This window comes from Spirillospora sp. NPDC049024 (assembly GCF_040649235.1).
Lineage (GTDB): Bacteria > Actinomycetota > Actinomycetes > Streptosporangiales > Streptosporangiaceae > Spirillospora.
On sequence record NZ_JBEZFD010000034.1, the window covers coordinates 48,382 to 74,946 of the forward strand.

Annotated in this window: 23 protein-coding genes and 1 CRISPR repeat array (1 of these 24 only partly in view); of the genes, 4 read left to right on the forward strand and 19 right to left on the reverse strand. The window is 67.2% G+C overall.

Translation table 11 applies throughout. The annotated features are described in order from the left end of the window. A CRISPR array of direct repeats spans nucleotides 1–279; the repeat unit is 29 nt; unit sequence GTGCTCCCCGCGCACGCGGGGATGGTCCC (it extends 1,766 nt beyond the left edge of the window). Nucleotides 280–347: 68 nt separating this feature from the next. The 3 genes from AB0C21_RS40030 to AB0C21_RS40040 form a co-directional block, all read right to left on the reverse strand. Further along, nucleotides 348–2,123 (reverse strand): IS481 family transposase, encoded by a 1,776-nt coding sequence (locus tag AB0C21_RS40030; protein ID WP_500211457.1) that lies wholly within the window; start codon nucleotides 2,121–2,123, stop codon nucleotides 348–350. Between the two features lie 642 nt (nucleotides 2,124–2,765). Beyond that, the gene (locus tag AB0C21_RS40035) at nucleotides 2,766–3,380 is read right to left on the reverse strand and encodes an SUKH-4 family immunity protein (RefSeq protein WP_500211429.1); all 615 of its coding nucleotides are present in this window, start codon (nucleotides 3,378–3,380) and stop codon (nucleotides 2,766–2,768) included. Between the two features lie 104 nt (nucleotides 3,381–3,484). After that, nucleotides 3,485–4,219, reverse strand: a complete 735-nt coding sequence (locus AB0C21_RS40040; protein WP_500211430.1) for an ATP-binding protein — start codon at nucleotides 4,217–4,219, stop codon at nucleotides 3,485–3,487. A gap of 830 nt (nucleotides 4,220–5,049) precedes the next feature. On the opposite strand from AB0C21_RS40040, the gene AB0C21_RS40045 reads away from it, so the two are divergent. Both AB0C21_RS40045 and AB0C21_RS40050 read left to right on the forward strand, forming a co-directional pair. Then, nucleotides 5,050–5,916, forward strand: a complete 867-nt coding sequence (locus AB0C21_RS40045) for a helix-turn-helix domain-containing protein (RefSeq protein ID WP_500211432.1) — start codon at nucleotides 5,050–5,052, stop codon at nucleotides 5,914–5,916. Further along, on the forward strand, nucleotides 5,913–6,116 hold the full coding sequence (locus AB0C21_RS40050) for a DUF397 domain-containing protein (protein WP_500211433.1): 204 nt from the start codon (nucleotides 5,913–5,915) through the stop codon (nucleotides 6,114–6,116). The genes AB0C21_RS40045 and AB0C21_RS40050 overlap by 4 nt, the downstream gene beginning before the upstream one ends. A gap of 169 nt (nucleotides 6,117–6,285) precedes the next feature. Here AB0C21_RS40050 and AB0C21_RS40055 read toward each other — a convergent pair whose 3' ends face one another. The 5 genes from AB0C21_RS40055 to AB0C21_RS40075 form a co-directional block, all read right to left on the reverse strand. Next, the gene (locus AB0C21_RS40055) at nucleotides 6,286–6,999 is read right to left on the reverse strand and encodes a S1 RNA-binding domain-containing protein (protein WP_500211434.1); all 714 of its coding nucleotides are present in this window, start codon (nucleotides 6,997–6,999) and stop codon (nucleotides 6,286–6,288) included. Between the two features lie 261 nt (nucleotides 7,000–7,260). Further along, nucleotides 7,261–8,007 (reverse strand): phosphotransferase family protein, encoded by a 747-nt coding sequence (locus AB0C21_RS40060; protein WP_500211435.1) that lies wholly within the window; start codon nucleotides 8,005–8,007, stop codon nucleotides 7,261–7,263. Nucleotides 8,008–8,200: 193 nt separating this feature from the next. After that, nucleotides 8,201–8,506: a hypothetical protein gene (locus tag AB0C21_RS40065; protein ID WP_500211436.1), complete on the reverse strand. Its 306-nt coding sequence runs from the start codon at nucleotides 8,504–8,506 to the stop codon at nucleotides 8,201–8,203. Between the two features lie 1,006 nt (nucleotides 8,507–9,512). Further along, a complete protein-coding gene (locus tag AB0C21_RS40070; protein ID WP_500211437.1) occupies nucleotides 9,513–9,809 on the reverse strand; it encodes a hypothetical protein in 297 nt (98 codons plus the stop codon). A gap of 14 nt (nucleotides 9,810–9,823) precedes the next feature. Continuing rightward, nucleotides 9,824–10,522: a hypothetical protein gene (locus tag AB0C21_RS40075; RefSeq protein ID WP_500211439.1), complete on the reverse strand. Its 699-nt coding sequence runs from the start codon at nucleotides 10,520–10,522 to the stop codon at nucleotides 9,824–9,826. Nucleotides 10,523–10,603: 81 nt separating this feature from the next. Here AB0C21_RS40075 and AB0C21_RS40080 point away from each other — a divergent pair, with 81 nt between their 5' ends. Continuing rightward, nucleotides 10,604–10,726, forward strand: coding sequence for a hypothetical protein (locus AB0C21_RS40080; RefSeq protein WP_500211440.1), 123 nt, complete (start codon nucleotides 10,604–10,606; stop codon nucleotides 10,724–10,726). On the opposite strand, the gene AB0C21_RS40085 is transcribed toward AB0C21_RS40080, so the two are convergent. The 11 genes from AB0C21_RS40085 to AB0C21_RS40135 form a co-directional block, all read right to left on the reverse strand. After that, nucleotides 10,708–12,672, reverse strand: coding sequence for a toprim domain-containing protein (locus AB0C21_RS40085; protein ID WP_500211441.1), 1,965 nt, complete (start codon nucleotides 12,670–12,672; stop codon nucleotides 10,708–10,710). The genes AB0C21_RS40080 and AB0C21_RS40085 overlap by 19 nt on opposite strands. Beyond that, a complete protein-coding gene (locus tag AB0C21_RS40090) occupies nucleotides 12,669–13,592 on the reverse strand; it encodes a DUF2637 domain-containing protein (RefSeq protein ID WP_500211442.1) in 924 nt (307 codons plus the stop codon). Before AB0C21_RS40090 ends, AB0C21_RS40085 begins: the two co-directional genes overlap by 4 nt. Then, nucleotides 13,589–13,882 carry a hypothetical protein gene (locus AB0C21_RS40095; protein ID WP_500211443.1) on the reverse strand — a complete coding sequence of 98 codons (294 nt, stop codon included), beginning with the start codon at nucleotides 13,880–13,882 and terminating at the stop codon, nucleotides 13,589–13,591. The genes AB0C21_RS40090 and AB0C21_RS40095 overlap by 4 nt, the downstream gene beginning before the upstream one ends. Before the next feature lie 134 nt (nucleotides 13,883–14,016). Next, entirely contained in the window at nucleotides 14,017–15,807 is a 1,791-nt protein-coding gene (locus AB0C21_RS40100) for a relaxase/mobilization nuclease domain-containing protein (protein WP_500211444.1), read from the reverse strand. A gap of 117 nt (nucleotides 15,808–15,924) precedes the next feature. Then, nucleotides 15,925–16,275 (reverse strand): hypothetical protein, encoded by a 351-nt coding sequence (locus AB0C21_RS40105; RefSeq protein ID WP_500211446.1) that lies wholly within the window; start codon nucleotides 16,273–16,275, stop codon nucleotides 15,925–15,927. An 812-nt stretch (nucleotides 16,276–17,087) separates the two neighbouring features. Then, nucleotides 17,088–17,651 carry a hypothetical protein gene (locus tag AB0C21_RS40110; RefSeq protein ID WP_500211448.1) on the reverse strand — a complete coding sequence of 188 codons (564 nt, stop codon included), beginning with the start codon at nucleotides 17,649–17,651 and terminating at the stop codon, nucleotides 17,088–17,090. A 304-nt stretch (nucleotides 17,652–17,955) separates the two neighbouring features. Then, entirely contained in the window at nucleotides 17,956–19,962 is a 2,007-nt protein-coding gene (locus AB0C21_RS40115) for an SNIPE associated domain-containing protein (protein WP_500211449.1), read from the reverse strand. Nucleotides 19,963–20,228: 266 nt separating this feature from the next. Beyond that, nucleotides 20,229–21,227 carry a helix-turn-helix transcriptional regulator gene (locus AB0C21_RS40120; RefSeq protein WP_500211450.1) on the reverse strand — a complete coding sequence of 333 codons (999 nt, stop codon included), beginning with the start codon at nucleotides 21,225–21,227 and terminating at the stop codon, nucleotides 20,229–20,231. Nucleotides 21,228–21,299: 72 nt separating this feature from the next. Continuing rightward, nucleotides 21,300–22,541: an MFS transporter gene (locus tag AB0C21_RS40125; RefSeq protein WP_500211452.1), complete on the reverse strand. Its 1,242-nt coding sequence runs from the start codon at nucleotides 22,539–22,541 to the stop codon at nucleotides 21,300–21,302. Nucleotides 22,542–22,549: 8 nt separating this feature from the next. After that, nucleotides 22,550–24,346 (reverse strand): S9 family peptidase, encoded by a 1,797-nt coding sequence (locus tag AB0C21_RS40130; RefSeq protein WP_500211453.1) that lies wholly within the window; start codon nucleotides 24,344–24,346, stop codon nucleotides 22,550–22,552. Nucleotides 24,347–24,372: 26 nt separating this feature from the next. After that, entirely contained in the window at nucleotides 24,373–25,368 is a 996-nt protein-coding gene (locus tag AB0C21_RS40135; RefSeq protein ID WP_500211454.1) for a helix-turn-helix transcriptional regulator, read from the reverse strand. Between the two features lie 277 nt (nucleotides 25,369–25,645). Between AB0C21_RS40135 and AB0C21_RS40140 the strand changes: the two genes are divergently transcribed. Continuing rightward, entirely contained in the window at nucleotides 25,646–26,257 is a 612-nt protein-coding gene (locus tag AB0C21_RS40140) for a hypothetical protein (RefSeq protein ID WP_500211455.1), read from the forward strand. Nucleotides 26,258–26,565 lie beyond the last annotated feature (308 nt).

Genomic DNA, 26,565 nt, shown 5'->3' on the forward strand with positions numbered 1-26,565 from the left:
GAAGTGGTGCTCCCCGCGCACGCGGGGATGGTCCCGGCCTGCGCTCGTGGGCGATGCATCACCGGTTGTGCTCCCCGCGCACGCGGGGATGGTCCCTGCAACCCGGCGAACCTGCGCGCCATGTGCCAGTGCTCCCCGCGCACGCGGGGATGGTCCCTCGTAGGCGGGGCCGTCCTCGTCCTGGGTCCTGTGCTCCCCGCGCACGCGGGGATGGTCCCGCCGGGTTGGACGTCCTGCAGACGTCCCCAGGGTGCTCCCCGCGCACGCGGGGATGGTCCCGCTGTGACCAGTGTGCAAGCTCGGTTGATGGTTGACGTTTTGTGTTCGGGTGATGGTTGACGCCGTCCCTAGGTTTCGTAGGTGATGTGGCCGCTTGCTCGGCGGCGGTTGACCTCCTTGATCAGGGTTCTGGGGTGGACGGCCAGTTCCTGGCCTGCGTGCAGGATGCGGAACTGGGTGTCTTCGCAGATCACGGTGACGACTTTGCCGCGGTGGGTTTGTCCGAGGTGGAGTTTGCAGCCGGCGACCATCAGCGAGCCCTGGCTGGAGACGACCCGCTGAACTCGGACGGGGCTGGTCTCGGCGAGGGGGGCGGGGTCGGCGGCGCGGGCGCCTTGCAGACGGGCGCGTTGGTCGCCGGTCAGTGGGCTGGGCCGGGTGCAGGCCAGTGCGCCGTCGGCCAGGACGTGGATCAGGTGCGGGCCGATGCGCAGGGTGAGGCGTCGGCCGGCGAGGGGGAGGCCGACGCTGATCTGTTTTCCGGCCAGGGAGACCAGTCCGGCGGTGTTGACGGTGCGGTCGACCTCGACCAGCGCGTCGGCGGGCAGGTCACCGGCGGGCAGCGCGGTGGCCGGGGACGGGCGGCCGGGGCGTGCGCCGCGGGCGTGGAGCCGGCGGAGGTCGTCGCTGGTGAGGGTGACCGGGTGGGTTTTGATGAGCTGGTCGTGGTGGAAGACGTGCAGGGTGGTGGTGCTGGCCCAGACCGTCACCTGCCGACCGGCCAGGGTGGGGCCGAGCCAGATCTGTCGTCCGGCCGCGGTCATGTTGCCGCTGGCCGGGACGGTGCGGTCGAACTCCACTGCGGCCGGGACCGCTGTCGGCGGGACGGGGGCGGCCGTGGGCGGACCTGCGGTGGGCGGGCCGGGGGTGGTGGGCACCGGTGCCAGGTCGGCGGGCAGCCGCAACGGCAGCGACGCCGACATGTTCTGCCCGGTGCCGGGCCGGGTGGTGAAGCGGTCGGCGGGTGTGGCCATGTCCAGGGCCTGGTGGGGGCGGGCGGTGTTGTAGTCGGCGACCCATGCGTCCAGGGCGTGCTGGGCGTGGTGCAGGCTGGGGAACGGGGCGTGGACGGCCAGGAACTCCTCGCGGACGGTGCGGTGCCAGCGTTCGACCTTGCCGGTGGTGGTGGGTGAGCGGATCTTGGTGTGTCGGGCGGTGATGCCGTTGTCGCGGCAGATCCTCTCGAACAGCACCTCGACCGGGCGGGGGCGGGTGAACCGGCCGGTGAACTGCTTACCGTTGTCGGTCAGCACCTCTTCGGGCGCCCCGTGCTCGGCCAGGGCGGCGGCGAACGCGGCGCAGACCGCGCGGGCCGAGGCCCGCGACACCAGGCGGGCGATGACGATGAACCGGGAGTGGTCGTCGATGCCGCTGACCAGCTTGACCTCGCGGCCGTCGGTGAGCATGACCCCGCCCATGATGTCGATCTGCCACAGCTGCATGGGTGCGTCGCGTTCCCACCGCTGATACGACGAGCGTGGGCGGCGCCGCCCGCCGGGGACGACCAGGCCGTTGCGGGCCAGGATCCGCGACAACGTCGCCGTTGAGGGCACCGGATCCACGCCCCGGCGGGCCAGCTCATGCGCCAGCCGGGCCGGTCCCCACCGCGGATGGGCCCTGCGCAGTTCACACACCAGCGCCTCCACCTCGGCCGCCGTGCGATGCGGGCAACTGGCCGGCCGGTGCGACCGGTCCGCCAACGCCGCCAGCCCACCGGACCGATACCGGCCCAGCCAGGCGTGCACACTCTGCCGCGACACTCCGTACCGCTCGGCGACCTCGGTCACCGGGCATCCTGCCTCTACTTCCAGCACAGCGCGATACCGCTGCTCCACGACGCTCAGCTCCACCAGCGCCAACCCGACCTCCCCGCGACCGATCCAACGATCACGCGAAAGCCAAGCCAGCCGACAGGGCGTCAAGCATCAACCGATGCCGGAGTGTCAAGCATCAACCGAGGAAGGACATCCCGCTGTGACCAGCCGAATGAGAACTTTCTTTACGTGCTCCCGCGCACGCGGGGATGGTCCCTCCTCCGCGAGCGCCGCGCGCTCAGCGGCCGGGTGCTCCCCGCGCACGCGGGGATGGTCCCAGACGGACGAACCCCGGACGCTGAAAAAGACGGTGCTCCCCGCGCACGCGGGGATGGTCCCCATCGGATGGTTGCTGTAGAGGTTCTTGCTCAGTGCTCCCCGCGCACGCGGGGATGGTCCCAAGTGAGAGGCGATGTTCAACCTCGACACGTGGTGCTCCCCACGCATGCAGGGATGGTCCTGGGCTGCTGACCGAATCGCAGCTCGCGCACCTGTGCTCCCAGCGCACGCGGGGTTGGTCCCCCGGCGTCGTGTCCGTGGCGCAGGCGGAACTGTGCTCCCCGCGCACGCGGGGGTGATCCTCGCGTCAGCGTCCACCACGGCTGGTGCGGGGCCCTGGTCGTCGCCGACACCCGCGCCGTGACTAAAAGCCCCTTAGCTGTATTAGCAGCGCTACCGAGAGTGATCCTCGAAGATCATGGGTTCTCGCCGTCGATAGCGGCGGTACAGGCGGGCTAGGGCGTCGAGAGGGAGAAGGGGCCATTGGGTGACGGTGCCGGTGGTCTTGTCTATGACCAGGGTGGTTGCGGTCTCGACAGTGGGGACGGGCGGTGGTTCGGGGATATGGACCGCGATGGGAATGGCCTGGTAGCCGTCCTCGAATTCTTGGATGTGAATGAGGATCGGGTCGTCGTGATGGCGGGACAGGCGAAGGTGGGCGCACCGCCAAGCCTCGGCGGTGTCGAGGGGCCGCGTGCTGGGTGAAGTTACGGCTCCCGCGCCGGGTGGTGCGAGGTAGAGGTCTGGGTTAGAGGCTGCGGCCGGCTGGCCACCGTCGTTGTGGGACGGGTCCGCGGCTTCTAGCGCTGTCGTCAGTACTTGGGCGGTGGTGCTGATCAGGTCTTGGGCTTGGCGGAGGAAGTCGAGAGTGGGGGCGTCGAGCTGGCGGGCGGTCTCCGGGCGGGCGAGGAAGCGGTCGATGGCGGTGCGGTCGGCTCGTTCGGCGAGCATTCGGATCTTCTCGCTGCTTCGCCGCAGGTGAGCAAGGCGGTCGGCTTCGATGTTCATAGGTTCTGGTCCTGGCGTGCTGCTACGGGCCGGGGACGCGGCAGCCAGGAGGCGGCGCCGCGTCCCAACAAATGGAGTCCAGCCCACCCCGTGCGCTCGACCTGTCAGGCGCGGGGTGCCGAGGGGTGGGTCTCGTGGTGGCTGGTGATGCGCTCGGCGGTCTCTTCGAGGTCGATCAGTGGTTGGCGGATATGACCGTGGTTGTCGGGCCAGGTGAACGCCTTGGGTGCGACCCAGATGTTCAGGGTGCGCGTGCTGAGGACGGTGGCTCCGCCGCTGTCCCTGCGATAGGTGGTCGGAATGCCGCGTGCTTTTAGCGCGCCGGAGAGTTGGCATGCCGCGAAGATCGGAGGGATGGCCCGGTCGGCAATCTGCCAGGTGGCTGGTAATGGGAGGGTGAACCAGACGCACTTGCCGGGCGCCGCGGTCAGGCGTGAGCGGGTGAGGTGGGTGCCGGTGCTAGTGGAAACGGCCGCGACTATGGACAGCCCTTTGCCGTGCTCGTCGAGCAGCACCGCATCACGGGTAACCGGCCAGACGTCTCGGTGGGAGTCGAAAACCGAAACGACCAGTTCCGGGGTGGGATAGGTGCGCGCCCAGATCCAGAGTTCCTGCGCTACCGCGCAGACGCGTCCCGGCCAGGACGCATACGTGTAGGCATTGGTCGCCAGCTCGGAAACCGCCAGTTCTCCGTCTTCGACTTGGTCTTCGGCAAAGCCCAGCGGGCGCATCGTCGCAGCAAGGAGGGAGCGTGCGCGGGAGGCGGTGCTCGCGTCGCTGGGGAGGGGGAAAGCGCAGGCCCCGCCGGCCGGGATGTCGGCCAGTTCGCTGGTTAGCACTTGTACCTCCCACTCTCGGTCCAGGAACTGGGGTGACCGTCTCGACCCCACTCGAGGGCCCCGGCCGCCTCGCGACCAGGCATGGATTGAGCGGAACTGGCTGTGCGAGTCACGGGCGGGGCCGAGTTGTAGCCGGATGTGGGGAGCGAGAACGGCCGTGGCCGGTGATGCTCCGGTGCAAGGGAGTCCAGGCTCGCGAGGTATCGGCTCAGCTCCTCTGGCGCGCTCTTCTCTATCAGCTGAGGCATACCGCTCTCGGCACGGATCAGGGCCCAGTAATTTCCCGTGTACGCGCCGAACCAGATCGTGGCGCGAGGGTACCGACGGCCGAGCTCGGCGACGGCCTGGTCTGGGCCGTGACCAGCCGTACTACATGGCACCCGGGACATCGTTGAGTCGATGAGCGTATGCCCCTCGCGCCATCCGCCGTCAGGCTCGTGCTTTGTGGCGTATGCGGTCACCGGGCCAGGTGGGGGATTCGTACGATCATGCATGGGTCGGACCTCCACTGTCCGATCAAGGCCCCGGCCGCGGTGATGCCTCACCGTGTCAGGGTCGCCTCACTCCCGCTCAGGGCTTCATCTGGATTCGCCCGACAAAGATCAGCGGGGATCGTTTTCTCCAAACTCCGTCCGGTCGCTCTTCGTGGTCGACCGAACACAGCAAAGCATGCACCTGGAACCTGTGCTGCACAAGTGTGCCGACAAAACGCCGAACAAAATGCACCCTTTGCCTGGAAAGTCTCCGCAAGCCAACTGCTGGTCAGAGCTTCACCGGGCGAAGAGGACTTGCACCAGATAACTTGTGCCAGGCATGAAAGGGGAATCTCCATGCCGCAACCGCGAGTCACGACGGTACGGATGCGCCGACTCGGTACCGAGCTTCGCAAATTGAGGGAGAACGCCGGCTACACGATCGAGCAGGTCGCCGAACACCTTGAGTGCTCGCCCTCACGGGTGAGCCGGATCGAAACCGGCAAGGCGCAGCCGCCCAAACAACGCGAGCTCCGCGATCTCCTGGAGTTGTTCGGCACTTCCGACGCCCGGATCCAAGACGCCCTGCTCCAGCTTGCCCGGGAAGCGGCACAACCGGGGTGGTACAGCGAGTTCCAGGACGTCTTCCCACCCCACTTCGGCTCCTACATCGGGCTGGAGAGCGAGGCCACCGAGCTTCGACACTTCGACAACCAACTCGTCCACGGACTGCTGCAAACTCCCGAGTACGCACGTGAGGTGCTGCGGACGACGCTCCCTGGCGAAGCACCCAAGACCATCGACCGGCTTCTGGACCTCCGACTCGCCCGGCACCAACTTCTCGACCGCCCCTCCCCGCAGTTCTCCCTATGGGTGATCTTGGACGAGAACATACTGCGCAGGCCCATCGGGGACCCGCAGGTGATGCGCGAGCAGATACACCGGCTACTCGAAGCGATCAAGACTCCCAACATCACCTTGCAGGTCCTACCCTTCGCTAAAGGGGCACACGTCGGACTCGACGGGCCGTTCTCCCTACTCAGCTTTCCCGAGCCCACCGACCCGGACGTCGTCTATGTCGAGAGTCAGGCCGGCAACGCCTACCTGGAGCAACCGCACCAAGTGACCCGCATGAACACCAAGTTCAACCTGCTGGTGGCATCGGCACTCGACCCCCGCGAGACGGCGGCCTTCCTGCGCAGCGTCGAACAGGAGATCCAATGACCAACCAGCCCCCCTTTCGCCTGACCTGGCGCAAGGCGACCGCCAGCCAGGGCAGCCAGGGCTGCGTCGAACTCGCTCCACTCCCAGGGCTGATCGCTGTCCGCGACTCCAAAGACCCCGACGGCCCGGTACTTCTTCTGAGCCGTGATGGATGGCGCCAACTGGCCGAGAGCGCAAGCCACGGCGATCTCGACCTCTAACACCGGGGCACCCAAGCTACGGTCCGCCGTGCCGCCCCTCGATTAGCCACGTTCTGGACGCGGCTTGGGAAGGTGCCAGAGCACGACTGCGAACGCGGGGCCGTCCATGTGTCGTTGGCCGTTCGGGGCATTGGAGGAGACCGCCGACGGCCTTCATGAGGATCGGGGTCTACTGCCGCACCCTGCGCCGCGACAGGAAAAGCCGACGCTGCTGCTGATCGATGTCGGTGACGACCACGGTGATGGAGTCGCCGACCTCGACTGCGTCCTCGGGCCTGTCGAGGGGCGTGTCGGCGAGTTCGCTGAGATGGACCAGGCCTTCGATACCGTCTTCGACGCGCACGAAGGCGCCGAAGGGCACCAGCTTGGTGACCCGGCCGGGAAGGGTCTGCCCTACGCGGACGCGGTTGGCGAACTGCTGGAACGGGTCGGGTAGCAGGGCGCGCAGCGACAGCCGGGCCTCGCCGTTGTAAGTATCGAAGACCAGGAACTCGCAGGTGACGCGCTGGCCCACGGAGACGACATCGCGAGGATCCTCGAAACGGAGCCAGGACAGTTCGGGGAAGGTGATGAAGCCCACGCCGGGGAAGACGGGATGGTCCGGGCCGTCATCCAGATCAATGAACACGCCGAACCGCTCTATCGACGCGACCGTGCCAGACAACCGCTGTCCCGGACGCAATGCCTTGAGAAACGCCCACAAGCGTGGATGCGCGGTGGCGGACAAGGAGAGCCGCACCTGCCGCTTCGCAAGATCGACGGCGAGCACCTCGGCCGATACTCGGGCGCCCGCTTCGAGTGGCGCAGTAGGTGGTCGGCCGAACGCGCGCCAGGACAGATCGAGCGCGCCGACGACACCGATCGGGTGAAACGGGGAAGCCATCAAGGAGCACGGCCGCCTCCGACTGGGTGACCTCTGCAACCACGCCCGACAGGATGTCCCCGACGTCCACCGTCTCCAGAAACGCTGCGAGGGACTCATCCTCCCGCCGAGTTCCCATGACGCAAGGCTCCCACAAACGGATGGAGAACGGCTGGTACCAACCATCCGGTCACGTTTCGGCTCAAGGGCAGGCGATGCGTCCCAGGGGATGGCCTGCTCGAAGCGTCAGAACGCATACGTGGCGGTCGGGTCCGCGCAGCCTCACATCCGGGATCTCAGCACGTCGACCTCACAGCCCGGCGCGAAGGCGTCGAAGCCGTGCTCGACCAGCCAGCGAACGATCAGCAGGCTCCGCAACGACCACCACGCGTGGATCACCTCGAGGTCGATCTCGCGGCCATAGCCGGCCATGACGTCGTCGAGGTGCTCCTCGTGTCCGAGCGTGAAGGTGGCCAGGTCATACAGAGCATCACCCTGACCTGCCTCGGACCAGTCGATGATGCCCGTGACCTCGTCGCCGTCGACGAAGACGTGCGCGATCTGCAGGTCGCCGTGCGTGAACGCCGGAGTACACGGGCGCAGCGCGGCCTCCGCGACCTGGCGGTTGCGGGTGACCAGGTCGGCGGGCAGGACGCCGCCGGCCACGAGCAGCTCGCACTCCTCGTCGAGTTCCGCCGCCAGCGCGGCGATGTCCCGCCCAGCCCTGCCCTGCCGGGACGGCAGCGGCGCGTCGTGCAGTTTCCGGATGGCGGCGCCCGCCGCGGCCCACGCCGCCGGCGACCCGGTCGACGGCCCTCCCAGGCGCCCAAGCGTCGTCCCCGGAAGTGCGGCGATCGCGAGCACGGGCGGCTTGCGCCACAGGACCTCAGGAGTCGGGACCGGCGCCAAGGCCATCGCCTCGACCTCGACATCGAAATGCGCCTGATCGACGTCCACCTTCAGGAACACGTCGCCGACGCGCAGAGTCGCACGCTCGGAATGGGCGACGACGACCTCGACCTCATCCATGAGCGACCACTATCCCGGAGATGATCACAGACGTCGCCCGGGTTCCGCGTTCGATCACGCATCTGACCCATCGCCCCGCAGCGGCCTCGTGCATGACACCGACCCCTGATCAGGCCAAGCCCGCCAAGTTGTTAGGAGTCCTTAGTGCGGGCCTGTCCCTCGGACGGCTGGACAAGAGTGGGGTAGGCGGTCGCTACGGGCGGGAGAGCCGGGCGATCGTCGGCATGGACATGAGTTGATTGAAGGCATCGTCCTTCGACAGCGGCGCTAGACAGTCGATGCCGGACAGAGCGACGGCGTTTGCTGGGGCCTCGTGGTCGCGTGCGCCCACCATGGGCGTCTCTGTCGGGGAGGACAACGAGATGACCGCGAGTCGGCCTTGGTTGCGCAATTCGCGGATCCCTTCGGCTTCACCACCGTAGGTGACAAGAATCCGGCGGGAGCCTGTCTGGCGCGTGAGGAAGGCCCGTGTCTGCTCCAGGTTCTCGGTCAGCACCAAGCCGGGTACCCGATCCTCTTGCAGAGTGCCGATATCTATCCCGAGTAGTCGCCATGCGTCCGCTCGGGTGAGAACGAGCTCGGTCGTGGTGCCTGGTCGACTGGTCAGGACGTCTATGGCTAGGCGGCGGACGGCGTTCTCGCCTGCTGGTCCGTCGAGTGAAACCCCCATTGCGGCGTACGGCCTGATGCCGGGCAGGTCGGGTGGCGGGTGACCGGCGGAGGTTGGAGATCCCAGGACCGCCTCGGGCTGGGAGCGTCGCTTCATCACCTGGCTGAATGCCGACCTGGCTGCCGCGGCGACGGCTCGCCGATACCTACTCAAGATGGCAGCAGCGCCAAGGAGAAGGGGTAGCGCGCAAGCTCCAGCCCAGCCACTCCCCCACGTCCCGCGGCCATCCGGTGCTGTGCGTGAAATCGGGATAGGCGTGGGAGGGGGTTGGCGCGCGGTGAACGTCGGCTGAGGCTGGTGTGAGTTCAGGGGATTCTTGGCGGTAGGAGCCGGTGTTCCCGGCGACGCCTGCGCGGAAGTCCGGTTCGAGGGCCGGCCGCCTCCGGCGGCGCCGGTCGCGGGCGCCGTCCCTGATGGCGTCGGCTTCGTGGCGTGGTTCTGGTGAGGTCGGCGACGAGGCTTCGAGGGGTGCTGGTGGTGGCGGGGTCGCTTGGACGCCTTGGGTATGGAGTCGCGGAAGACGTCACCCCAGTCGGGGTCACGGCCGGTTTCGAGGCCTCGCAAGACTTCCTTGCGGGCGCGGTGGCAGAGCTGCTTCTTGTCGACGTACCTGCTGGCAATCGGACCGATCGGTGCGCACGTTTCCACATGCCCGATGGCGACCGGGTCAGTGCCATGGTGTGGAGCAAGCGGTGCGGCCGCGCAGAGGAGCGCGGCGGTACTGACGAGGAATGCGCCCCCCAGCCACACTGCTCCCCGCCCCGAAGCATGTGCTCGGCCGCCATCACCTGGAATGCCTCGACCTCGTCGGAGCGGGCCGCTGGTGGTTCCTGCGTCACGCATTCGGGCCTCGTCCGCGAAGGCCGCGGCGGAAACCGTCGGCTGGCGGCAGGGGGCCAGGCTGCTGTGATGCGCCATGCCGACGCGGATGGCGGCTCGGCCATCTCACGGCTGCGATCACTGCGATGGGCCAGCCGAAGACGGTCGCACAGCAGATCAGGTTGATCAGGATGATGTAGCCGATGTCGTCGGCACCGCGTATGAGCGCGATGAGCGTCGGCAGGACGGCTAGGAGCGCGAGGAGGCCGATCAGTCCGAGCCAGAAGAACGCGCTGCTCTGGATGGCGGTCATCATCTTCCCTTCGGTTAGAGGTTCCGCCGGCGGTTGCGCTCGGGGATCTGTGACTGCGTCCGGCGGACGGCCGAGGCCTCGAAGGGTTGTTTCGAGCTCATCTCCAGTGCCTCGTCGATGGTGAGGGGGAAGTCTTCGGCGGCCCGCTCCACGTCCGAGCCGCGGGCGGAAGTCGGACCCGGGGTAGTCGGGACGACCTTGGCGATGATGTGGTCAGGCAGGTTGGTTGTGATCTCCAGGACCGTGCGCAGTTCCTCAGGCTGAGGCTCGCGCCCCTGGAGGCGGAGCGTGGTTCTCAACTCGTCCGCGATCTGGGACGCGCGCTGTTCTTGCCGGGCCTCTTCCCAACCGCTCCGTTCCGGGCCGTGGACTCGTGCGGCCCATTCGGCGCCGGTGCCTTCGTGCAGCTCTCGTTGGTGGGGTCCGGGGTCGCCAGGGCGGACGTTCGGATCCCGTGTGAAGAAGGGGGCGGCTTGTGCCATGGCATCCAGGGAGTCCATGCCTTCGCTGCGGAACCGGTCGTAGTGGCTCATCCCGTGCGGGTGGAGGCGACGGAGCCGTTCCTCGCATTTGCGGACGGCGAGGGCCGCCGAGGCGTTGCCCGGGGCGTACGGGACGGCTGCTCCCCATGCTTCGGCGACCTGGAGCAGGTTCGCCTGGCGCAGCCAGTTGCTGTCGTGGGCGCGCACCCAGCGCGATCGCGCTTCGGACATTGCGGCCCTTTGAGCTCTGGCTTCTTCTCGCTGGGCCTGCTGGTCCCGGAGCTGCCGGACGGCCTTTGACCGATGCCGACGATGGGCGAGCGTTTGCTGCACTCCGACGGCTGCGGAGACGACCTGGACGAGTCGCTGTCCGCCGTGCTGGAGGCCTTCGTTGATCGGGTCGGGATGCTGCTGGCTCACACCGTCCTCCGGTGATTGCGTGTCGGCGATGTCGTGGGAGAGGGCCCTTGGGCGCCGCGGTTCTGTTGGGCAGGGGGCGGAGGCCGCGATGATGAGGCGCCCAGGTCAGGGCTCGGACTGATCGCTCCGGCGACCAGGGCCGTGACGTCGGCCGGGTCCATGCCCGTGCGTGCCGCGACGCGGTCGACCTGGCGGGCGATCTGGTCGGGTGGCAGTTGAGTGATCTGAGCTGCGGCGGCTTGGGCGGCGGCCACCCGGGACTCGACGAACTCCAGCGCTCCCCCGAACCGCTGGATTCTCTCATCTATGACCAGGTCAGCGAGGGGAACTACGGAAAGTAGCGCCTCGCGGACGGCGAATTGGCTCGCCGGCGCCAACAGATCGCCCGGGTCGTGGCCTGGTGGAAGGAGGGCCACTTCGACGGGCTCTGCGCTCGTGCGAAGGGTGCGCCAGGCGCGGACCGCTCCAGCTCGTCCAGCGGAGTCACCGTCGAGTGCGATTACCAGCCCGGACGTGGGCCCGTCAGTGTGTGCCGCGATCGCCTCGACGTGCGCGGTAGTGATCGTTGTGCCGCAAGTAGAGACGGCGGCGTAGACGGTCGGCAGGACGAGATTGACCGCGATGGCGTCGAGTGGTCCCTCGACAAGGATGGGGCGACCGGTGGCCGCGAGCTGGGCGCGGGTTTCGTGAAGACCGAACAGTACGTCGCGCTTGTGGAAGAGGGCCGTGTCGGGGGTGTTGAGGTACTTCGGGCCCGGGGCTTCGTCACGTCGGCGACCGATGAAGCCGATGATCTGTCCGTTCCCGTCCCGGAGGGGGAACAGGACGCGGTCGCGAAACACGTCGAGGAGTTCGCCATCGCCCCTCTTCTTCGCCAGGCCGGCGTCGATGATCGTCTGGTCGTGATGGCCCAGACCCCGCAGATGGTGGAGCAGCGCACGACGGTCGCGCGGCGCGAAGCCCAGTTCCCATCGCTCCTGAACCACGGCGTTGAAACCCCGGTCCGCGAGGTAGTGGGCGCCCCAGCTTCCTCGCAGGGCCTCCCGGTAGAAGTGATGCGCGTCGGTGAGCGCTGCGTGGAGCAACGAGTTGTCTCGCGATGCAGTCGTTTGAGGGCGCTCGGCCTTCGGGCGGTCGACCGAGGTTGAAGCGGAAGAAGGTGCAGGACCGGCGAGCGCGTGCAGGCGGCGCCGTAGTCGTGTGCTCGTCCTGACGATCTGGTCGCCGACGACGCGGATGGCGGCGGCTGAATCCGTTCGGGCGTCCGTCCCAGCCCATTGCACCGTCGATGGGAAGAGAAGATGTGAGACGTCCAGTCCGAGGTCGGCGAGGACGAGGTAGGCGACGGAGTCGGCGAAGACTCGCCGAGCCCCCAGGCACGGTGCAGGGTTCTGTGTGGCCCCGTCGAGGTGGTCGCCGGGTCGGATGGCATGGGCGAGCTGGTGCGCGAGCAGCGACGCTGCGGGGACGTCGCCGAGTTCTGGAGCGACTTGGATACGTCGCCCAGGGTGCCCGAGGTAGGTCCAATCTTGCCCGCGGTCGACGTAGAAGCCGAGGTCGGCAACCAGCCGGGCGAGGGTCTGGAGGCCATCGGGCGGGGAGAGCGGCTCCTTGGTGACCGGCTCGCCGTCGGTCTGCTCGACATCGAAGACCGTGCGGGGCTTACCGCGCTTGGAGATGATCCGGATGCCGGTCTCGCCGCGGCGCACTTGGCGCCCATCCGTCTGCCAGGCGTCGTATGAGCGGACGTCGGTCGCCGAGCGCCGCTGGGCTGGGATGAGAAGAGTGTTGGTAAATCCGTAGCGTCCATGCCGGCTCGCGTCACGAAGCCAGACTTCCCACGCCAGGCTGCCGTCAACGAGGCGGGCGATCGAGTGCTCGGCAATGCCCTGGAGGACGCCGAGCCGACGATGCTGTTCCTCAGCCTGGGCAAGGCGCTCCTCTCCCGAGGAGGCCGTCATGACGGCTCCCGGCTGGAAGACTCTTCACGAACTGTGGCGATCAGGTCTGTCAGCCGTTGGTTGGCGATGGTGAAGCCCAGTTCTCGCAGCCGCTTGCCGAGCCGATCCCTTTTGAGCTCGACTCCCTCGCGTTCCGACTGACGCTGGAGTTGACGAGCGACGGCCAGAAGTGGATCGTCGCGCCGACCGACTGGTGAACTGCCGTCGGGGGTCGCGCGTGGTTTGGTGGATGCGGGCGGGCGGCTGAGGTCCAGCCGTTCGGCCAGCGGTGCGCGCCATCGCCACGACCACCTGCCGTAATCCTGTTGCAGTCGTGAGACGGCCTCCAGGTGATCGCGCTCCAGCTCAAGGCCCTGCTGGTACTCGGTGATGTGCCAGAGGACCATCCGTCGCCACAGCAGGAGGCTGGAAGCCGGCGCGAGCACCCAGCGCGCCATCGGGACTCGCTCCACTCGGCTGGCCGATGCGAGTCCGACCCACCGTCGGATCAGATGCCGCACACCTTCGATCACCGTGACGAACAGGACGGGCATGGCCGCGTACATGAGGCTGCCGGCGAGGTCCCCGTGCGCGGCGGACACGTTCACCAGGACGGTGCCGGTGATGTAGAGCCAGGCGACCCAGCGCAGGACCGGCCACGGCAGGTCGAGGTACTCCATCAGCAAGTCCCAGGCCAACAGGATCAGGATGCCTACGTCCATTCCGACGGGCACGATCCATGCGAGCCCCTTGAAGTGCGGCTCGGCCAACTGCCGGATGGTGGTGAAGGAGCCAAGGCCCCCGAGGATCGCCAGCGCCGCTATCAGCGGTGCGACCCCTGCTGCCACCCACCTGACAACGCCCGGCTCCGGGCGTGCAGGGGCGTTGTCCTTTCGAGTGTCGTCCGTAGGCGTCGCTCGCGACTGCTTCAGCCAGGTCACCGCACGTGCCTCTCGACCATCCAGAGCAGCAGCCGGGCGACGTACCGGGCCTCGCTCGTGGTGCCCAGGAGACGACCGTGGGCGGTGACGTAGGCGTAGGCGCCGTCAGCTCCAGCGCACAGGACGGTTTCGGACCATCCGTTGTTCCGGATGCGCAGGCACCAGCGTCCGTTGCGCGGCCTTCGGACTCGTACGCTGAGCTCCAGCCGTCTCAGCTCGTAGTGCAGCCGGAGCAGGCGGGCGCGCCGTTCCTCCAGCTCAACCTGCATGGTCGATGCCTGCGTCCTCATCGCTCCCCCGGTGATGTCAGCCGATGCATCCATCAACTAAAGACGTCAATCAAGAAGATGCAGCACACGCAGATTACGGTCAACTACAGTGGGCGATCGGCGTGTTGCGACTCTTTCGGGCAATATCCGGGGTCTCATGGGGCGCGCCGTCGGCTCGCCTGCCGCGGTGGCGTGCTGGACGTCCGGCTCACGTATGTGTTGGTGCTCGCAGGGGCCCAAAGCGTCGGGAAGGCGGCCATGGCAAGGCGAGCCGGCGTTGGTTGAACAGTGGCTTCGGGCCACGGTGTTGCGGTGCCGGTCACGTTGCCGAGGTGCTGTCTTGCTCGACGAGCCGCGTCCGCCTGCGCCTGCCGCTGCTGCAGCAAGCGGATCTGGGTGATGGTCTCGACGAGAGCGATCAGTCGACTGACAAGGACGAGGATCGAGACGGTGGTGTGGTTCTGTTTGCCGGTCAGCGCCAGGAGACGAGCGGCAAAGCGCAGGGCATTGCCCGCTGAGGTGGGATGAGGGATGCGGCCGTAGGGCGAGCGGGCGGCCCGGTCGTAGGTGTCGGCGGCCCGGCGGAGATGTTGATTGCCGGTGACTTTGGCTGCCACGTGCAGAGCGTCGGACGCTGCCCAGCAGGCGTCCTCGGCCTCGTAGGGGTTGGTGGCCAGATGCCGGCGGATCTGGGACGTGGCATAGGCGGCGGCACGGGCCGCGTCGTCGTAGAAAGCCTGCCGCTCTTCGGGGGTGAGCTCGAACTTCGGGGCGGCGAGGCCGCGGTCGGCGTCCGGTGTCGTTTCCCATCGTCGCTGGATGCGTTGAAGGGTGAGGTCGTCTGCGAGCTGCCCGCCGGTATACCAGGTGGGCTCTTCGCCGCCGGCCAGCGCGACGGCGTAGCCAGTGATCTGATCGGCATTGAGCCGGCTGTAGCGGCACCGCACCAGGAGCCCCTGTCGTTCGAGCAGATCGAGGAACTCGTGGGTCGTCTGGGCTTCGTCCGCCGCGCGGCGGACGGTCGTCCGCAAAACGGCGCGTGCCGTCCGCGCCGAGAGATGCCGTCCAGAAAGCGGACGGGACCCCGGACGATCAACGCCTTCCAACGCCCATCGGCGTCGGAGCTTGGGCAATGTGAGATCGTCGGCCAGCTGCCCGCCGCCGAACCACACTGGGTGTCCGGACGGCCCCACGTCATCCGGCAGTGCGGCGGCGTAGCCGGTGACTACACCGGCGATGCGTTCACTGTGGCGCTTATGGATCAGAAGCCCTTCAGCCGCTAGAGCGTCGAAGAATTCGGCCTCCGTCCGGGCCCCGGCCGCCGCAGTGACCACATGCCGCCGCAGCGCGGAGCGCGCCGGTTCACTCCGGCCAACGCGTTCGGCCTTCTCGGTCTCGGCGCGCTTGGGCCGCCGCGCCGCCGTCCGGTCCGCCGGGGCCGTCCGCCGCAACCCGTACCGGTCCTCGACCACGCGGCAAGCGGCACGGAGCCGGTAGCCGTCATTCCACACGCTGGGCCGGGTCCCTTCTTGGCGGGCCAGGGTGGCGACGATGTGGATGTGGTCGTCGGCATGCCGCACCGCGAACCAGCGAACGGCTTCATCATCGCCGGCCGGAGCCAACCCCGTCCGCTCCATGATCTCGGCGGCGATGTCCCCCCATTGACGATCGCTCAGCACCGGGTCGTCCGGATGGGCCCGGACGGCCACATGCCACACCGGCTTGGGATGGTTGAGTTCACCCAACAGATCGAGCGGCTGTTGCATCAGAGCGTCCAGGCGCCGGAAGTCCCGCTTGCCGTCCCGCCCTATAGGTGGTTCAAGCGCTGCCGGGGCATCGAAGCCTGCGACGATATGCGGATCACGGTGTTCGTTGCGCCGTCCTGGCCCGTACAGGTAACGGATCAGGCCCGGCACGCGCTTACCGCGCATGACCTTGGCAATCACGCAGTCCCGCCGCGCCGCATCCGATCAATCAGAATCATGGCGTCGGCGAGAAGCTAGTCACCACACACCAAGGCCCGCCCAGCATCAGCCGAGCGTCGAAAATCGACACCCTCGATCTCACTGGCGAGGCCTCGGCACACCGGATCGGCGGAGAGCTCTTCTGATCTCCTCGGCAACCGCGTCGATGTTCTGTGTCGAGGCCGCCGCGACCCGCGCGTACTCCTCCAACGCCCGGGCTGGCTGACCCGCCGAGTGCAGGGCCGCAACAGCCTGATTGAGGTTGATCCCGATACGGCGGGCCTGCCCGGCAGCCCGCATCACTTCGCCCAGCAACTCCGTCAGTGGCGACCAGCGCGGCGGATCGGCCTGCATGGCGACGGCAACGGTGACCTCGCCAGCATAAGCGCTCACCGCCATGCCGACCCGCTCGGCCGCCGCCCGGACCGCGGCATACTCCTCCTCACTCAAGGAGATCCGTACCCCCACGCCTCGCCGCTGCCCGCGCAACCGCCGCCGACGATGCCCCTGTCCGCTTCGAGGTTGCCCACCACCGTTCTCTCGCCGTGCCCCAAACCGGGGACCTTCGTGACCACCAAACGCCACCTGGCGCCTCCGTTCAGGCTGGTCGAACTGCCCCTATCGCCTCTTCGGACCGCGCCCGGTCCGAAGCTCGTATGTGTCACTTACGCCATTACTTGCCCCCGCGCCCGCCGCCCCCGGCGGACGGCTCACGCACCTGCCAGCACCGCTGCGTAAGGACCTGAGAGGACGGCCCAGCGGCAGGGCAGATTGAGTCGGGTGCGTGAAGAGCGGAGAACCCGTCATCACGCTCTTGGCGGAAGATCCCCGGTGCCGCAGGGCTGTCCGAACTACTCAGACGATCGGCCTCAGCCACCTGATCTCAAGCCCCGCCACCAGGGCTCCGGCTCGCACAACGGCTGGGCACTCTCGACAAGCCACTCGGGTGATCACCGTGTCGGACCATGCTGAGTGCCTGCCGGAGCACCGAATTCGCCCGACATCGTCACGGAGCCGACCGGTGAGGACTGAGGCAGTAGCGGGGCTATCCGAACTCGCCCCCGGCCCGGCGAGCGTCGGCGGCTGCTGGCTACAGCAGCCTCAACCAGCCCGCCCGGCCGGGGGAAGACAACACCCGCCAGCCCTGCACGAAATGAGCTCCAACGCGAAGAAGGCATCGCGCGAAGCCCCAGGAACACGGCCTCGTTTCACGCCAGCAACGACGCCTAATGGCCGGCGGGTCCGCTACAAGGCACCCGGGATCAACGGTCCCGGCGTGGATGTGGCACCTGTGGTGGAGAACGAAGCTCCGGCGGCACCGAGTCGTTGGCACACGAGTTCGACAGGACGTCACCGATCGGACTGGGGAAGTCCTTCTTCGCAGGCTCGACTTGGGCGGCCTCAGGGTCGCCCGGATTCGCCGCAGTCCTCTGCGCCAGGGTCTGCTCCTCGCCCGCATCCAAGGCGTGGATGGGGGCGAGCGCGCTCGCCGCACGCCGGAAGGTGTCACCGAGATCGGCTGCCTGTTCAGCTGCCCACCCCAGCGCGTTGTGCGCCACTGTCACGGCGGGGGTTGGGTCGCCGCTCCGGTCGTGCCCGAGCCGTCCGGCATCCAGCTCCCCCGTCAGGAACGCGTCGATCTGCTCGGCCGTCTGCGCCAAGCGGAATGAAGTCTGAGCCAGGTTCCCCAGAACCGTGTACGCGGCCCCCGGCTCAGACAAGCCCGGCGAACCTTGCGTCAGGTGGTTGAGGGCCCGGACACCCTCATGCAACTCGCCGGCGAGTCGCTCAATGCTCTCGTTCGTACGGGTCTCGTGATCGTCCATGTGAGGTGCTCTCCAACATCGAGGCGGATCCGATCATTAAGTGCTCCTTTCGCCGGGGACAGTCCACAGCCTTCAATTCTCATGAAGTGAGATGAGGCTGTTTGCGCTCCATACTGTCGTGCTGCGACGCTGGTGACCAGCTAGCCCGCCGGTCGGCGTGTCGCTCCTGATGACCTCGATAACCCACATCGGCATCACCCACCCAGCCTCGGAGGCCCGGTGGGTGCGCGCCGACGCTGGTCGCAGACCGTCTCGGCGCGCACGCCCTCGCCCGGAGCCCTGGCTGGGCTCGAGAGCTCTGCTGTCAGGCGGGTTTGCCTGCGCGGTATTCGAGGGCCTCGGGTGTCTCGTTGTACTCCAGGAGATGGTTGCCCGCGATGCGTTCGAGGACCTCGCGGACCTCGGCTGGCGTCGCGTAGAAGAACTCCCTGCGGAGGTTGACCTGGTTGACGCGGCGGTCAGCGAACTCCTGATGGAGCTTGTTCTCCAGTCCGACGGCGTCGTCGCTGAAGATGAGCGCGTGGACGTCGAATCGGAACGGCACCGAGGCGTCGCCCAGCTCACGCACTCGGTCCATCGGCTCCAGCCGCCGCGTCATCCCGATTTTCACCATGCGCTCGCCGAACGCGCCGATGTTGGAGATCACGTATACGTAACCGGCGCGGACGTTGGCGGCGCGGCCTTCCACATCGGAGATGGCCGAGTCAACGTCGGCGAGCTTGGCGCGCAGTTCGGCGGCGCCGTCGGTGTTCCCGTTCGCCTCCAGGCGCGCGAGCGCCGATTCGACGTGTGAGCGCTCCTTGAGCAGGCGGGCCTTCTCGCGCTCGAACTCCTTGCGGGCCTTCTCCTCCTCGCGCTGCCGCTCGCGCTCAGCCCGGACCCGCTCCTTCTCCTCCTCCACCTTGGCCAGATGGTCCGCGGTCAGTCGCAGTTCCTTGACGCGAATCGCGCGGTAGTCCCTGCTGACCCGGATGTCCATGGTCTTGCCGAGCCGCTCGATCGTCTGCGCGCTCTTGTCGAGCCGCTCGATCGCCGACTGCAGCTTGTAGGGGCGCATCGTCCGGACGAGGTTGTCGGCCTCGGCGTTGTAGGCGCGCAGCATCAGCTTGGAGAAGTCGCGCACCATCTTGCCGCCCTGGGCCGCGGAACCGTTCACTGTCCAGTTCGTAGCGCCGACGACCGCCTTGCCCGCCCGGGCCATGGCCTTGATGCGATCCTTCACCTTCGCCAACTCGGCCTTGTAGGCGACGACATCCGCCAACGGATGCTGGTACTCGTAGACGCCCGCCTCCTGCAAGAGGGCCAGGTCCTCGGTCTCCACGATCGAATTGCGGATCTGCCGCAACTCGGCACGCAGTTCTGTGCGCTTGCGCTTGGCGTCGGCAACCTCGCCGCGCATCCGCTCCAGCTCTGCCGCCACTCCGGGTGCGTCCAGACCCCCGAGCCGCTCCAGCCATCCGCGCAACTCGGCGTTCTCGGCCTCGAGTTCTTCGATCCGCTGCTTGCGGGTGCCGAACCCTGCCCTACCCCTGGATCCGCCGGAGGGACCTTGCGGAGGTGGCGCAGATCCGGCGGTTCGGGGAGGAGGTGGCCCAACCTCCTGGTGCGGCGGTGGCGGCGGGATACTTGCCGACGGCGCGGGCTGGACAGGCGCGGGTGACCAGAACTGCCAGCCTGGCGGTGCGGGCGGCCAACTTGCATCGGGCATCCACCCGGGCGGCGGCGTCCAGCCTGGGGGCGGCGCCGGCCAGGTCGGCGGCGGGTTGTACCGCCATCCGGTCGGGTGAGGCGGGGCCGGGGCCGGAGCAGGCGCGGGCGTGGGCGGCACCATGACGGGGGCGGCAGGCGGCGGGGCAGGCGTCCCCGCGCCGACCGCTGGCATGTGGGGTTCTGAGACGGCGGCTTCGGGCAGGGGCGGACCCGCAATAAGGCCTTGGACAATCTGGGTGAGCCGCGGCGCGTCCTGGTCGTGCACATCGCCGAAATCAGTATCGGCGCCTGCCCGATCCGCGACCACGAAGAACCACCGCTGCTTGTACGACTTCCGTGTCTCGACGGAGGCGATTGCCGCGATGTCGGTCTCCTGGCGCGGTCCTTCCTTGGCGAGTTCGGCTACGGAGAATCCAAGGATCCGACGGTCAGTGATGGCGATGTGCGAGAGGGTCGGGAGCGCCTTGACGGTCGTCGCGAGGGCCAGCACCCTCTCGCCGTCCCCGAGGAAGAACCTCAACAGACGCATGGCACGCTCAGCGTCACCGGGCTCTACCTCGGCCCCGATGTAGTCGGGGTGCGGGATCTCCTGCAGTGTCATCAGTTCCTCGCAATGTCCTCTCGGACGAAACGAGGGCCTCGATCTAGCGCGCCGACCCCCGTGTCGTCGCTGACCTGAACTTGTCGAGGAGAGATCCCGACGTTCCTGGGACGGCTTGGCGGGGGCCCTGGTTTACACACCGCTAACCGCCGACTCCGCTACGCAAGTCCCGGAATCGAACGCCAGCCTGGGTGATCCGAGTGCGGCTCTGTGAGACCAGCCTCCCGACCGGCCAGACGGATCGTCATGTGGTGGCGGCTTGGCGGTCAGTCCACCAGACCATGTTGGACGGCGATCACTCCGAGCTGGAAACGCGTCTCACTGCCGAGGTTCTCTCGGAGTGCTTTGATGTGGCGCCGGACAGTGGTGAGACTCAGGTTCACCCGCTGTGCGATAGCTTCGTCTGACAACCCCTGGACCAGCAGGCGTAAAATCTTGATCTGGATCTCAGGCAATCCTTGGCCGTTGGAACCACTTCCTCCAAAAGGAATGGCCCTTTCCCAGAGCAGTTCGAAGTATTCCCAGAGGGCGCCCACGATCACCGAGGACTGAACCAGAAGCACACCTGCAGTCTCGGACGAGGTGAGCGGAAGGAGCGCGATCCCCTCGTCGGCGAGTCCCAGACTCATGCGAATCCGCGGAAGAATCCGAACTTCGTTACCGGTCTCGGCTATGGCCTCCAACTTGTCACGCGCGGCCGTCTCTGCCAGAAGATCTCCGTCGTAGATAGCTCTACATCGAGCGCCGCGTCCTGCCGGGGAGGGAGTCGCAGTGATACCGGCTCCATCCATTGGTTCTGTCGGCGCATGGGTGCTCAGGGTCAGCCACTCGCGCTGGACCGAGCCCAGGAGCGTGCTGGTCAGCCTGCTGACTTCGTCGCTATCGGTGATGAGCCGCGCCAACTGCCCCACCGACGTGTCCGGCTCTGCTTCTGCGGAGGAGGCGAGGGCGCACATGCGCTGGTAACCGCCCAGGAGTCTTTCGTAGTCGGCCAGCGCCTGCCGAGCGAGGCCGGCGAGCGTGTGCTGCAGGACCACGTCCATCGGAACGGGCATCAGGCGGGCCGGCAAGCCGGCTGCCGGCTTGCGGACCTGGGCCATTCCGGCGCGGATCAACTTTTCTACCTCGTCTGCTCCCCCGAAGAAATCTGCGGCCTCCTCGGCCGGGCAGCCGTCCACGACAAGGAGCCGGAGATATAGACGAAGGGTCTCCGTTTCAACGACTCCGCCAAGCAGACGAACAGCCTTCTCTTCGAGAGAGCGCATGCGACAACCTAAGGTCGAATGTTCGGACGAGGCATTAAACCGGCGCCTTCACTTGGAGCAGACCCCGTAGACTTACGCCATAGCGCCATTCGCTTCGATCTTCGAAGAAGACTCCTTCCATGCAGCCAGACGGAGTCCGACCAGCGCGGAAAGCGTAGCGACCATCGCTGTGGTTCCTGACCAGAACGCGAGCACCTCGGCGCCAAGGATGGTTGCCAGCGGCCCGGACGCCAGCATGATCAGTGGCATGAGGACATAGCTGGCGACCATGTTCCAGCTGTTAACGCGTGCGAGGACGTCCTGGGCGATTCGTTCCTGCAGGGCAGTCGTCCACAGGACGTAGTAGACGGCTTGGAGTACTCCAGGCACGACGGCTGCTGCGGCTATCGACGGCCAAGGGGCTCCGCTTCCCATCAGAAGCATGGGCATTGCGACCGACATCGGCAATAGCGCGGCGGCCGACATAGGCCAGCCGGGACGCCAGCGAGCGCCGACCAACGCACCCATCAGTGCCCCAAGAGGCTCGCAAGCACTGATGATGCCCCAGGACCAAGCGCCACCATGACCGTCGGTGGCGTAGAGCGGTCCGGCGATCTTGGTGTAGCAGACCACCGCAGTAGTGATCGCCGTGTACTGCAGGGTCATGATCCACACCCATGGGCGTGCTCCAAACTCGCGCCATCCGTCGCGCAGGTCGCGCAGTGGTCCTGTGCCGGGGTGGCTGGGACGTGAAGTGGCAAGGCGGCTGAGCAGCACGGCGCTGAGCCCGCACAGGATGCCACGCATCGAGGCAGCCCATGCCGGGCCGACCGCAGAGACCATGGCCCCGGACGAGACGAGGCCGATGAGGAGGCCTGCGGACTGGGTCTGGTTGACCAGCGCATTCCCGGCGGGCCGGTTCGGTGAGTCGATGAGGTCGGCGATGATGCCGCGGAGCGTGGGCAGGAACATCGCGGTCGCGACGCCACCGATGGCGGCCAGCGCACACAGCAGCGGCAGAGGCGCTCTACCGGTGAAGAGTGCGGCACCGATGGCCAGCCATGAAAGACAGGCCAACGTCTCGGCAGCCATGAGAACGCGGTGCCGGCGGAACCGGTCTCCTGCGACCCCACCGCAGATGATGAGCAAAGCCGGGAACGCGTTGCAGGCCATGACTAACGACAGGCCTCGGGCGCCGTAGCCCAGGTTCATCACGCCCCAGGCCAGGGCGAGTTGTCCGAACCCGACGCTCGCACTGGAAATGATGCGGGAGATGAACAGGGGCGCTACGGACGGCTCTCGAAACAAGGCGAGGGGCGACAGGAACCCGGACACGGAGCCTCCTACTTTCTCGTCAGGTGCGTGAGGAGGAACTGCGCGATGTCTCCGTAGGCCTTGATCTCGTTGGTGCGGTTCGTGAATCCGTGGCCCTCATCGGGATAAATGTCATAGCGCACGTCGACTCCTCGTGCCCGAAGCCTGGTGACGATCTGGTCGGACTCGTCCTGGGGAACGCGCGGGTCATGGGCACCCTGGATGACCAGCAGTGGTGCGGTAATAGCGTCGGCGTGGGTGATCGGCGACCGGCGAGTGAGTTGTTCGGCGTCGGTGTCGGGGTTGCCGAGAACGGCGTCGACGGTGGGTCGCCAGGTGGGTGGACAGGCCCGGGCGAGGGTGACCAGGTTGGACGGGCCGCAGAACGACACCCCGGCCGCCCATCGATATGGCAACCGAGACAGGCAGGACAGGGCGGCGAAACCTCCGTAAGAGCCACCCATGACGGCGATGCGGGCGGCGTCGAGGCCGGGGAGGGCGTGCAGGTGGCGGACGGCGTGGTCGAGGTCGTCCAGGTCGACCCCACCCCAGTCGCGGTAGATGAGCTTCTGGTGAGTGAGCCCGTATCCGGTAGAGCCGGCGATGTTGGGTGCCAGCACCGCGATGCCCTCGTGGAGGAGGTACTGGTAGAGGCCGGCGTAGGCGTACTCGGGACGTTCCTGGGCTTCTGGGCCGCCGTGCACCGAGAGCAGAACCGGATGCGGGCCTGAGGTGTGCGGACGGTAGAGCAGAGCGTGGACTTCGCGCCCGCCGGAGGCCGGATAGGTGATCAGGTCGGGCTCGACTGGATCGATCACTTGGACTGCGGGTGGCCGGGTGTCGGTGAGGTATAGGAACCCGCCCGCCGAATCGAGGACCACGATCTCGCTGGGCCGTGTCGCGGTGTCGATCTCCAGGACGATCCGTTGACCGTCCGGGCTGAGTGCGATCGCGTCGATGACTCCCTGCGGAAGGTCCGCGAGCGCGAGTTCGGTTCCGTTCCGCGTGGCGTGCAACACGGAACGTCCTCCCTGGTTGAGGGACCAGACGAGCATCTCGCCAGCGGCTTCAATGTGCTCGACGTCCCAGTCGTCGTGGGTAATGCGTTCCATCGAGGCGTCGCCCAGGGTGTACCGGCCGATGGCGGTGAACTCGCCCCATACGTCTGTGGACAGGTAGAAGGCGGTCGAGTCCGGTGCCCACGGCCCGGGGTCGAAGTAGCCGCTTCCATGCTCAGCGGTGACGCACACGGCTTCGAGGTCGGGATCGGCAAGGTCGACGAGGTAGATGGCGATGTCAGTGTTGGATCGAAGCCCCGCCGCCAGCAACCACCGCCCGTCGGGTGAAGTTCGGGCCGGGGTGAAGTTGACTCCATCCGGAGGAATGATGCGGCGTTCGGTGCCGTCCGCCAGGGTCCGGATGAGGATGTCCTGCACAGTGCGGTCGCGGTCGTTGGCCGCGTAGATCAGATAGCGGCCGTCGACGTGGAAGGGAACGTCCGCCAAGACTCGTTGACAGTCCGGGCCGGTGCTGATTTCGGTGAGCTCCTGACCGTCTGCACCGATGCGGTAGATGCGGTACTGCTCATCGCCATTGCGGTCGGCTGTGAAGATCAGGCCCTTGCCGTCCGGCCACCATGCGAGTTGCCGCACCGCCTGGCCTTCGAGTCGGGTCAACCGGTGCGATGCCCCACCGGCGACCGGAATCGTCCATACGTCGAAGGACCCAGCGGCGTTGCTGCAGTAGGCCACGGTCTCGGCATCCGGGGACAGTGCCACTTGTCCGCGGAAACGTTCGGTGGGGACGAAGTCCAGGTAGTCGGGCATCGCTGTTGTGCTCCAGAGAGATCGGGTCATTTGATCCAGCCGCGGCGGGCGGCTGCGGCGCCCATCGCTACACGGCTGGTGGTGCCGAGTTGTTTGCTGATCGCGCTGACGTGCCGCCGCACACTGCTGGTCTTCAGCCCGATTCGCCGCGAGATCCCGTCGTCGGTCATTCCCTGCGCCAGCATCCGCAGGATCGACATCTGGACCGGCTTGAGCGGCAGTTGCGGCTCGGTCTCCCCCAGCGGAACCGCGCGCTGCCACAGCAGTTCGAAGTACTCACGCAGGGCGGCGACGATCACCGGGGCTTTGATCAGCAGCGCGCCGGGCAACCCGGTCGGCGTCAGCGGCAGCAACGCCACCGCTTCGTCGGCCAGCTTCATCTTCATGCCGATCTCGGGCAGGACCCTGGCCTCTTCACCGGCCTGGGTGTGCATTTGGATGATCTTGGCTCCGACAGGATGCTCGGCACAGGACGCCTGGTAGATCGTCCGGCTCAAGACGTTGCCTTCGAACGCGGGGAGAGGTGGCATTCCAGCCAGCTCTTCTAGCGGCCGCTCCATGGCGAAGTTCTCCAGGGTCAACCAGTGGCGTCGTGCTGTTCCCAGGAGAGAGCGTGAGGTGTCGGTGATCTCGGTGCGGTCTGTGAGGATTCGCACCAGCTGGTCGGCCTGTCCCTCCATCACTCCCGGGAAAGGGTGCATGTCGACCATGCGCCGCTGGCCATCCAGCAGCCGTTGCTGGCCATCGACCAACTTCCGCGATAGCGCAGCAAGCGCCCCTTGCAGGGCCAGATCCGGCGCGGTGGCGACAAGCCGCGCAGGAACCGCCATCCCCAGCGGCATGACGTAAGCCAGCCCGGTCTCCTTCAACGCCTCGACGATCTGCGGTCCGCCGAGCACCTCGGCGGCTTCGGAGGGCAGGCACCCGTCCGAGCCCAGCAGCCGGGCGTAAGGGACGAGCAGCTCATCGGCGACGATTCCCTTCAGCAGCCTGGTGGCTGTCTGTTCGAGCTCGGTACTCACTCACACCTCCCCTGACAGAGAGTATCGACGTGAGTGAATAGCGTCACAAGTTGTCGGATGAGCGTTTGGTGTCAACGAGCAAAGTGACCACCGTCCATCCCGCCATCACGGCTCGGGGTCTCCGAAGCTGCTGGCAGGTGGTTTCCAAGCCTCCAGCACCCATGAATCGGTCGCCGAATCCTGGCCACTTACCACCATGAGGCGTTTCATTCATCCCTCTGAGCTGGCAGAACCCAGTTTGATCAAGGCACCCCACCACCGATCGACCGGAGCGAGAATGAACCGTCTACGCAAGGCCGCCCACTCACCCCTGGTCCAGTGGCTCACCCGCCTCGCCACCCCGGGAGTCACTCCATGCGCGTGCGGTGGATCTGTCTCTGAGCCCTTCCTGGCCCGCGCCTTCAGCCACCCCCAAGGAGCCGGCGTCATAGGCCCCGGAACCCAACGCCTCCTTCGGACCGTCCTGGTCGACGCCCTGGCCCGCAGCACAGAGGGATGCGAGGTCGTCATCTCGCGCGCCGACCTGGAGCGCCTATTCGGCGCGGCCTCCTCCCAACTCTCCTCGTACCTCGCCCCGGCCCTGCACATCACCGACACCCTTGAGGACGCGATCGAACACCTTGAAAACAGGGCTCCCCACACCACTGCCACAGGCTCGGTGGAGCAACCACAAGTGCTCTGGCTGGCGACGCCGGGAGACGACGCCGACGTCGTCCACCAAACGCTCGAGCGCGAGCCTTCGACAGACCTCATGACGCTGCTCAACGGCCCCTGGCCGTACGGCCCTACCCATTTCGTCACCGTCGACGGCCCCCAACACCCGCCCTGCCGCAACCTCGACCTCCTCACCCGCGACCAGGCAATCGCCAGGCTCTGGGCTCTCGGGTGAGAGAACGGCGGATGCGGTGATCGGGCAGGAGCCAGGTGACCGACACCGTCGGTGAGGATGAGTCCGCGGAGCAGCCAGTCCAGGGCCTCCTAGCGCGGCCTCGGATGAGCAGTTGATCTAGATGCTCGTGGCTTGACTCGAACGCAAGGGCTATAGCGGACCTGGGAGACTGGCTGCTGCCGCAGCTGACCAAGCGGTCCTGCGCATCGCCTCTGTCGACGACGCGTGAATACTGACCCCCAGGCGACGGCCGAAATCTGACCCCCCACTGTCACTGTGGAGGGTGATCAAGGTGGAGGACTGGGCTG

Coding starts and splice junctions, on each gene's coding strand:
- AB0C21_RS40035 (WP_500211429.1), bottom strand. CDS start 3,380: ATGAACATCGAAGCCGACCGCCTTGCTCACCTGCGGCGAAGCAGCGAG.
- AB0C21_RS40045 (WP_500211432.1), top strand. CDS start 5,050: ATGCCGCAACCGCGAGTCACGACGGTACGGATGCGCCGACTCGGTACC.
- AB0C21_RS40050 (WP_500211433.1), top strand. CDS start 5,913: ATGACCAACCAGCCCCCCTTTCGCCTGACCTGGCGCAAGGCGACCGCC.
- AB0C21_RS40055 (WP_500211434.1), bottom strand. CDS start 6,999: ATGGCTTCCCCGTTTCACCCGATCGGTGTCGTCGGCGCGCTCGATCTG.
- AB0C21_RS40060 (WP_500211435.1), bottom strand. CDS start 8,007: ATGGATGAGGTCGAGGTCGTCGTCGCCCATTCCGAGCGTGCGACTCTG.
- AB0C21_RS40070 (WP_500211437.1), bottom strand. CDS start 9,809: ATGACCGCCATCCAGAGCAGCGCGTTCTTCTGGCTCGGACTGATCGGC.
- AB0C21_RS40075 (WP_500211439.1), bottom strand. CDS start 10,522: ATGTCCGAAGCGCGATCGCGCTGGGTGCGCGCCCACGACAGCAACTGG.
- AB0C21_RS40080 (WP_500211440.1), top strand. CDS start 10,604: ATGGGCGAGCGTTTGCTGCACTCCGACGGCTGCGGAGACGACCTGGAC.
- AB0C21_RS40085 (WP_500211441.1), bottom strand. CDS start 12,672: ATGACGGCCTCCTCGGGAGAGGAGCGCCTTGCCCAGGCTGAGGAACAG.
- AB0C21_RS40095 (WP_500211443.1), bottom strand. CDS start 13,882: ATGAGGACGCAGGCATCGACCATGCAGGTTGAGCTGGAGGAACGGCGC.
- AB0C21_RS40110 (WP_500211448.1), bottom strand. CDS start 17,651: ATGGACGATCACGAGACCCGTACGAACGAGAGCATTGAGCGACTCGCC.
- AB0C21_RS40115 (WP_500211449.1), bottom strand. CDS start 19,962: ATGACACTGCAGGAGATCCCGCACCCCGACTACATCGGGGCCGAGGTA.
- AB0C21_RS40120 (WP_500211450.1), bottom strand. CDS start 21,227: ATGCGCTCTCTCGAAGAGAAGGCTGTTCGTCTGCTTGGCGGAGTCGTT.
- AB0C21_RS40130 (WP_500211453.1), bottom strand. CDS start 24,346: ATGCCCGACTACCTGGACTTCGTCCCCACCGAACGTTTCCGCGGACAA.
- AB0C21_RS40140 (WP_500211455.1), top strand. CDS start 25,646: ATGAACCGTCTACGCAAGGCCGCCCACTCACCCCTGGTCCAGTGGCTC.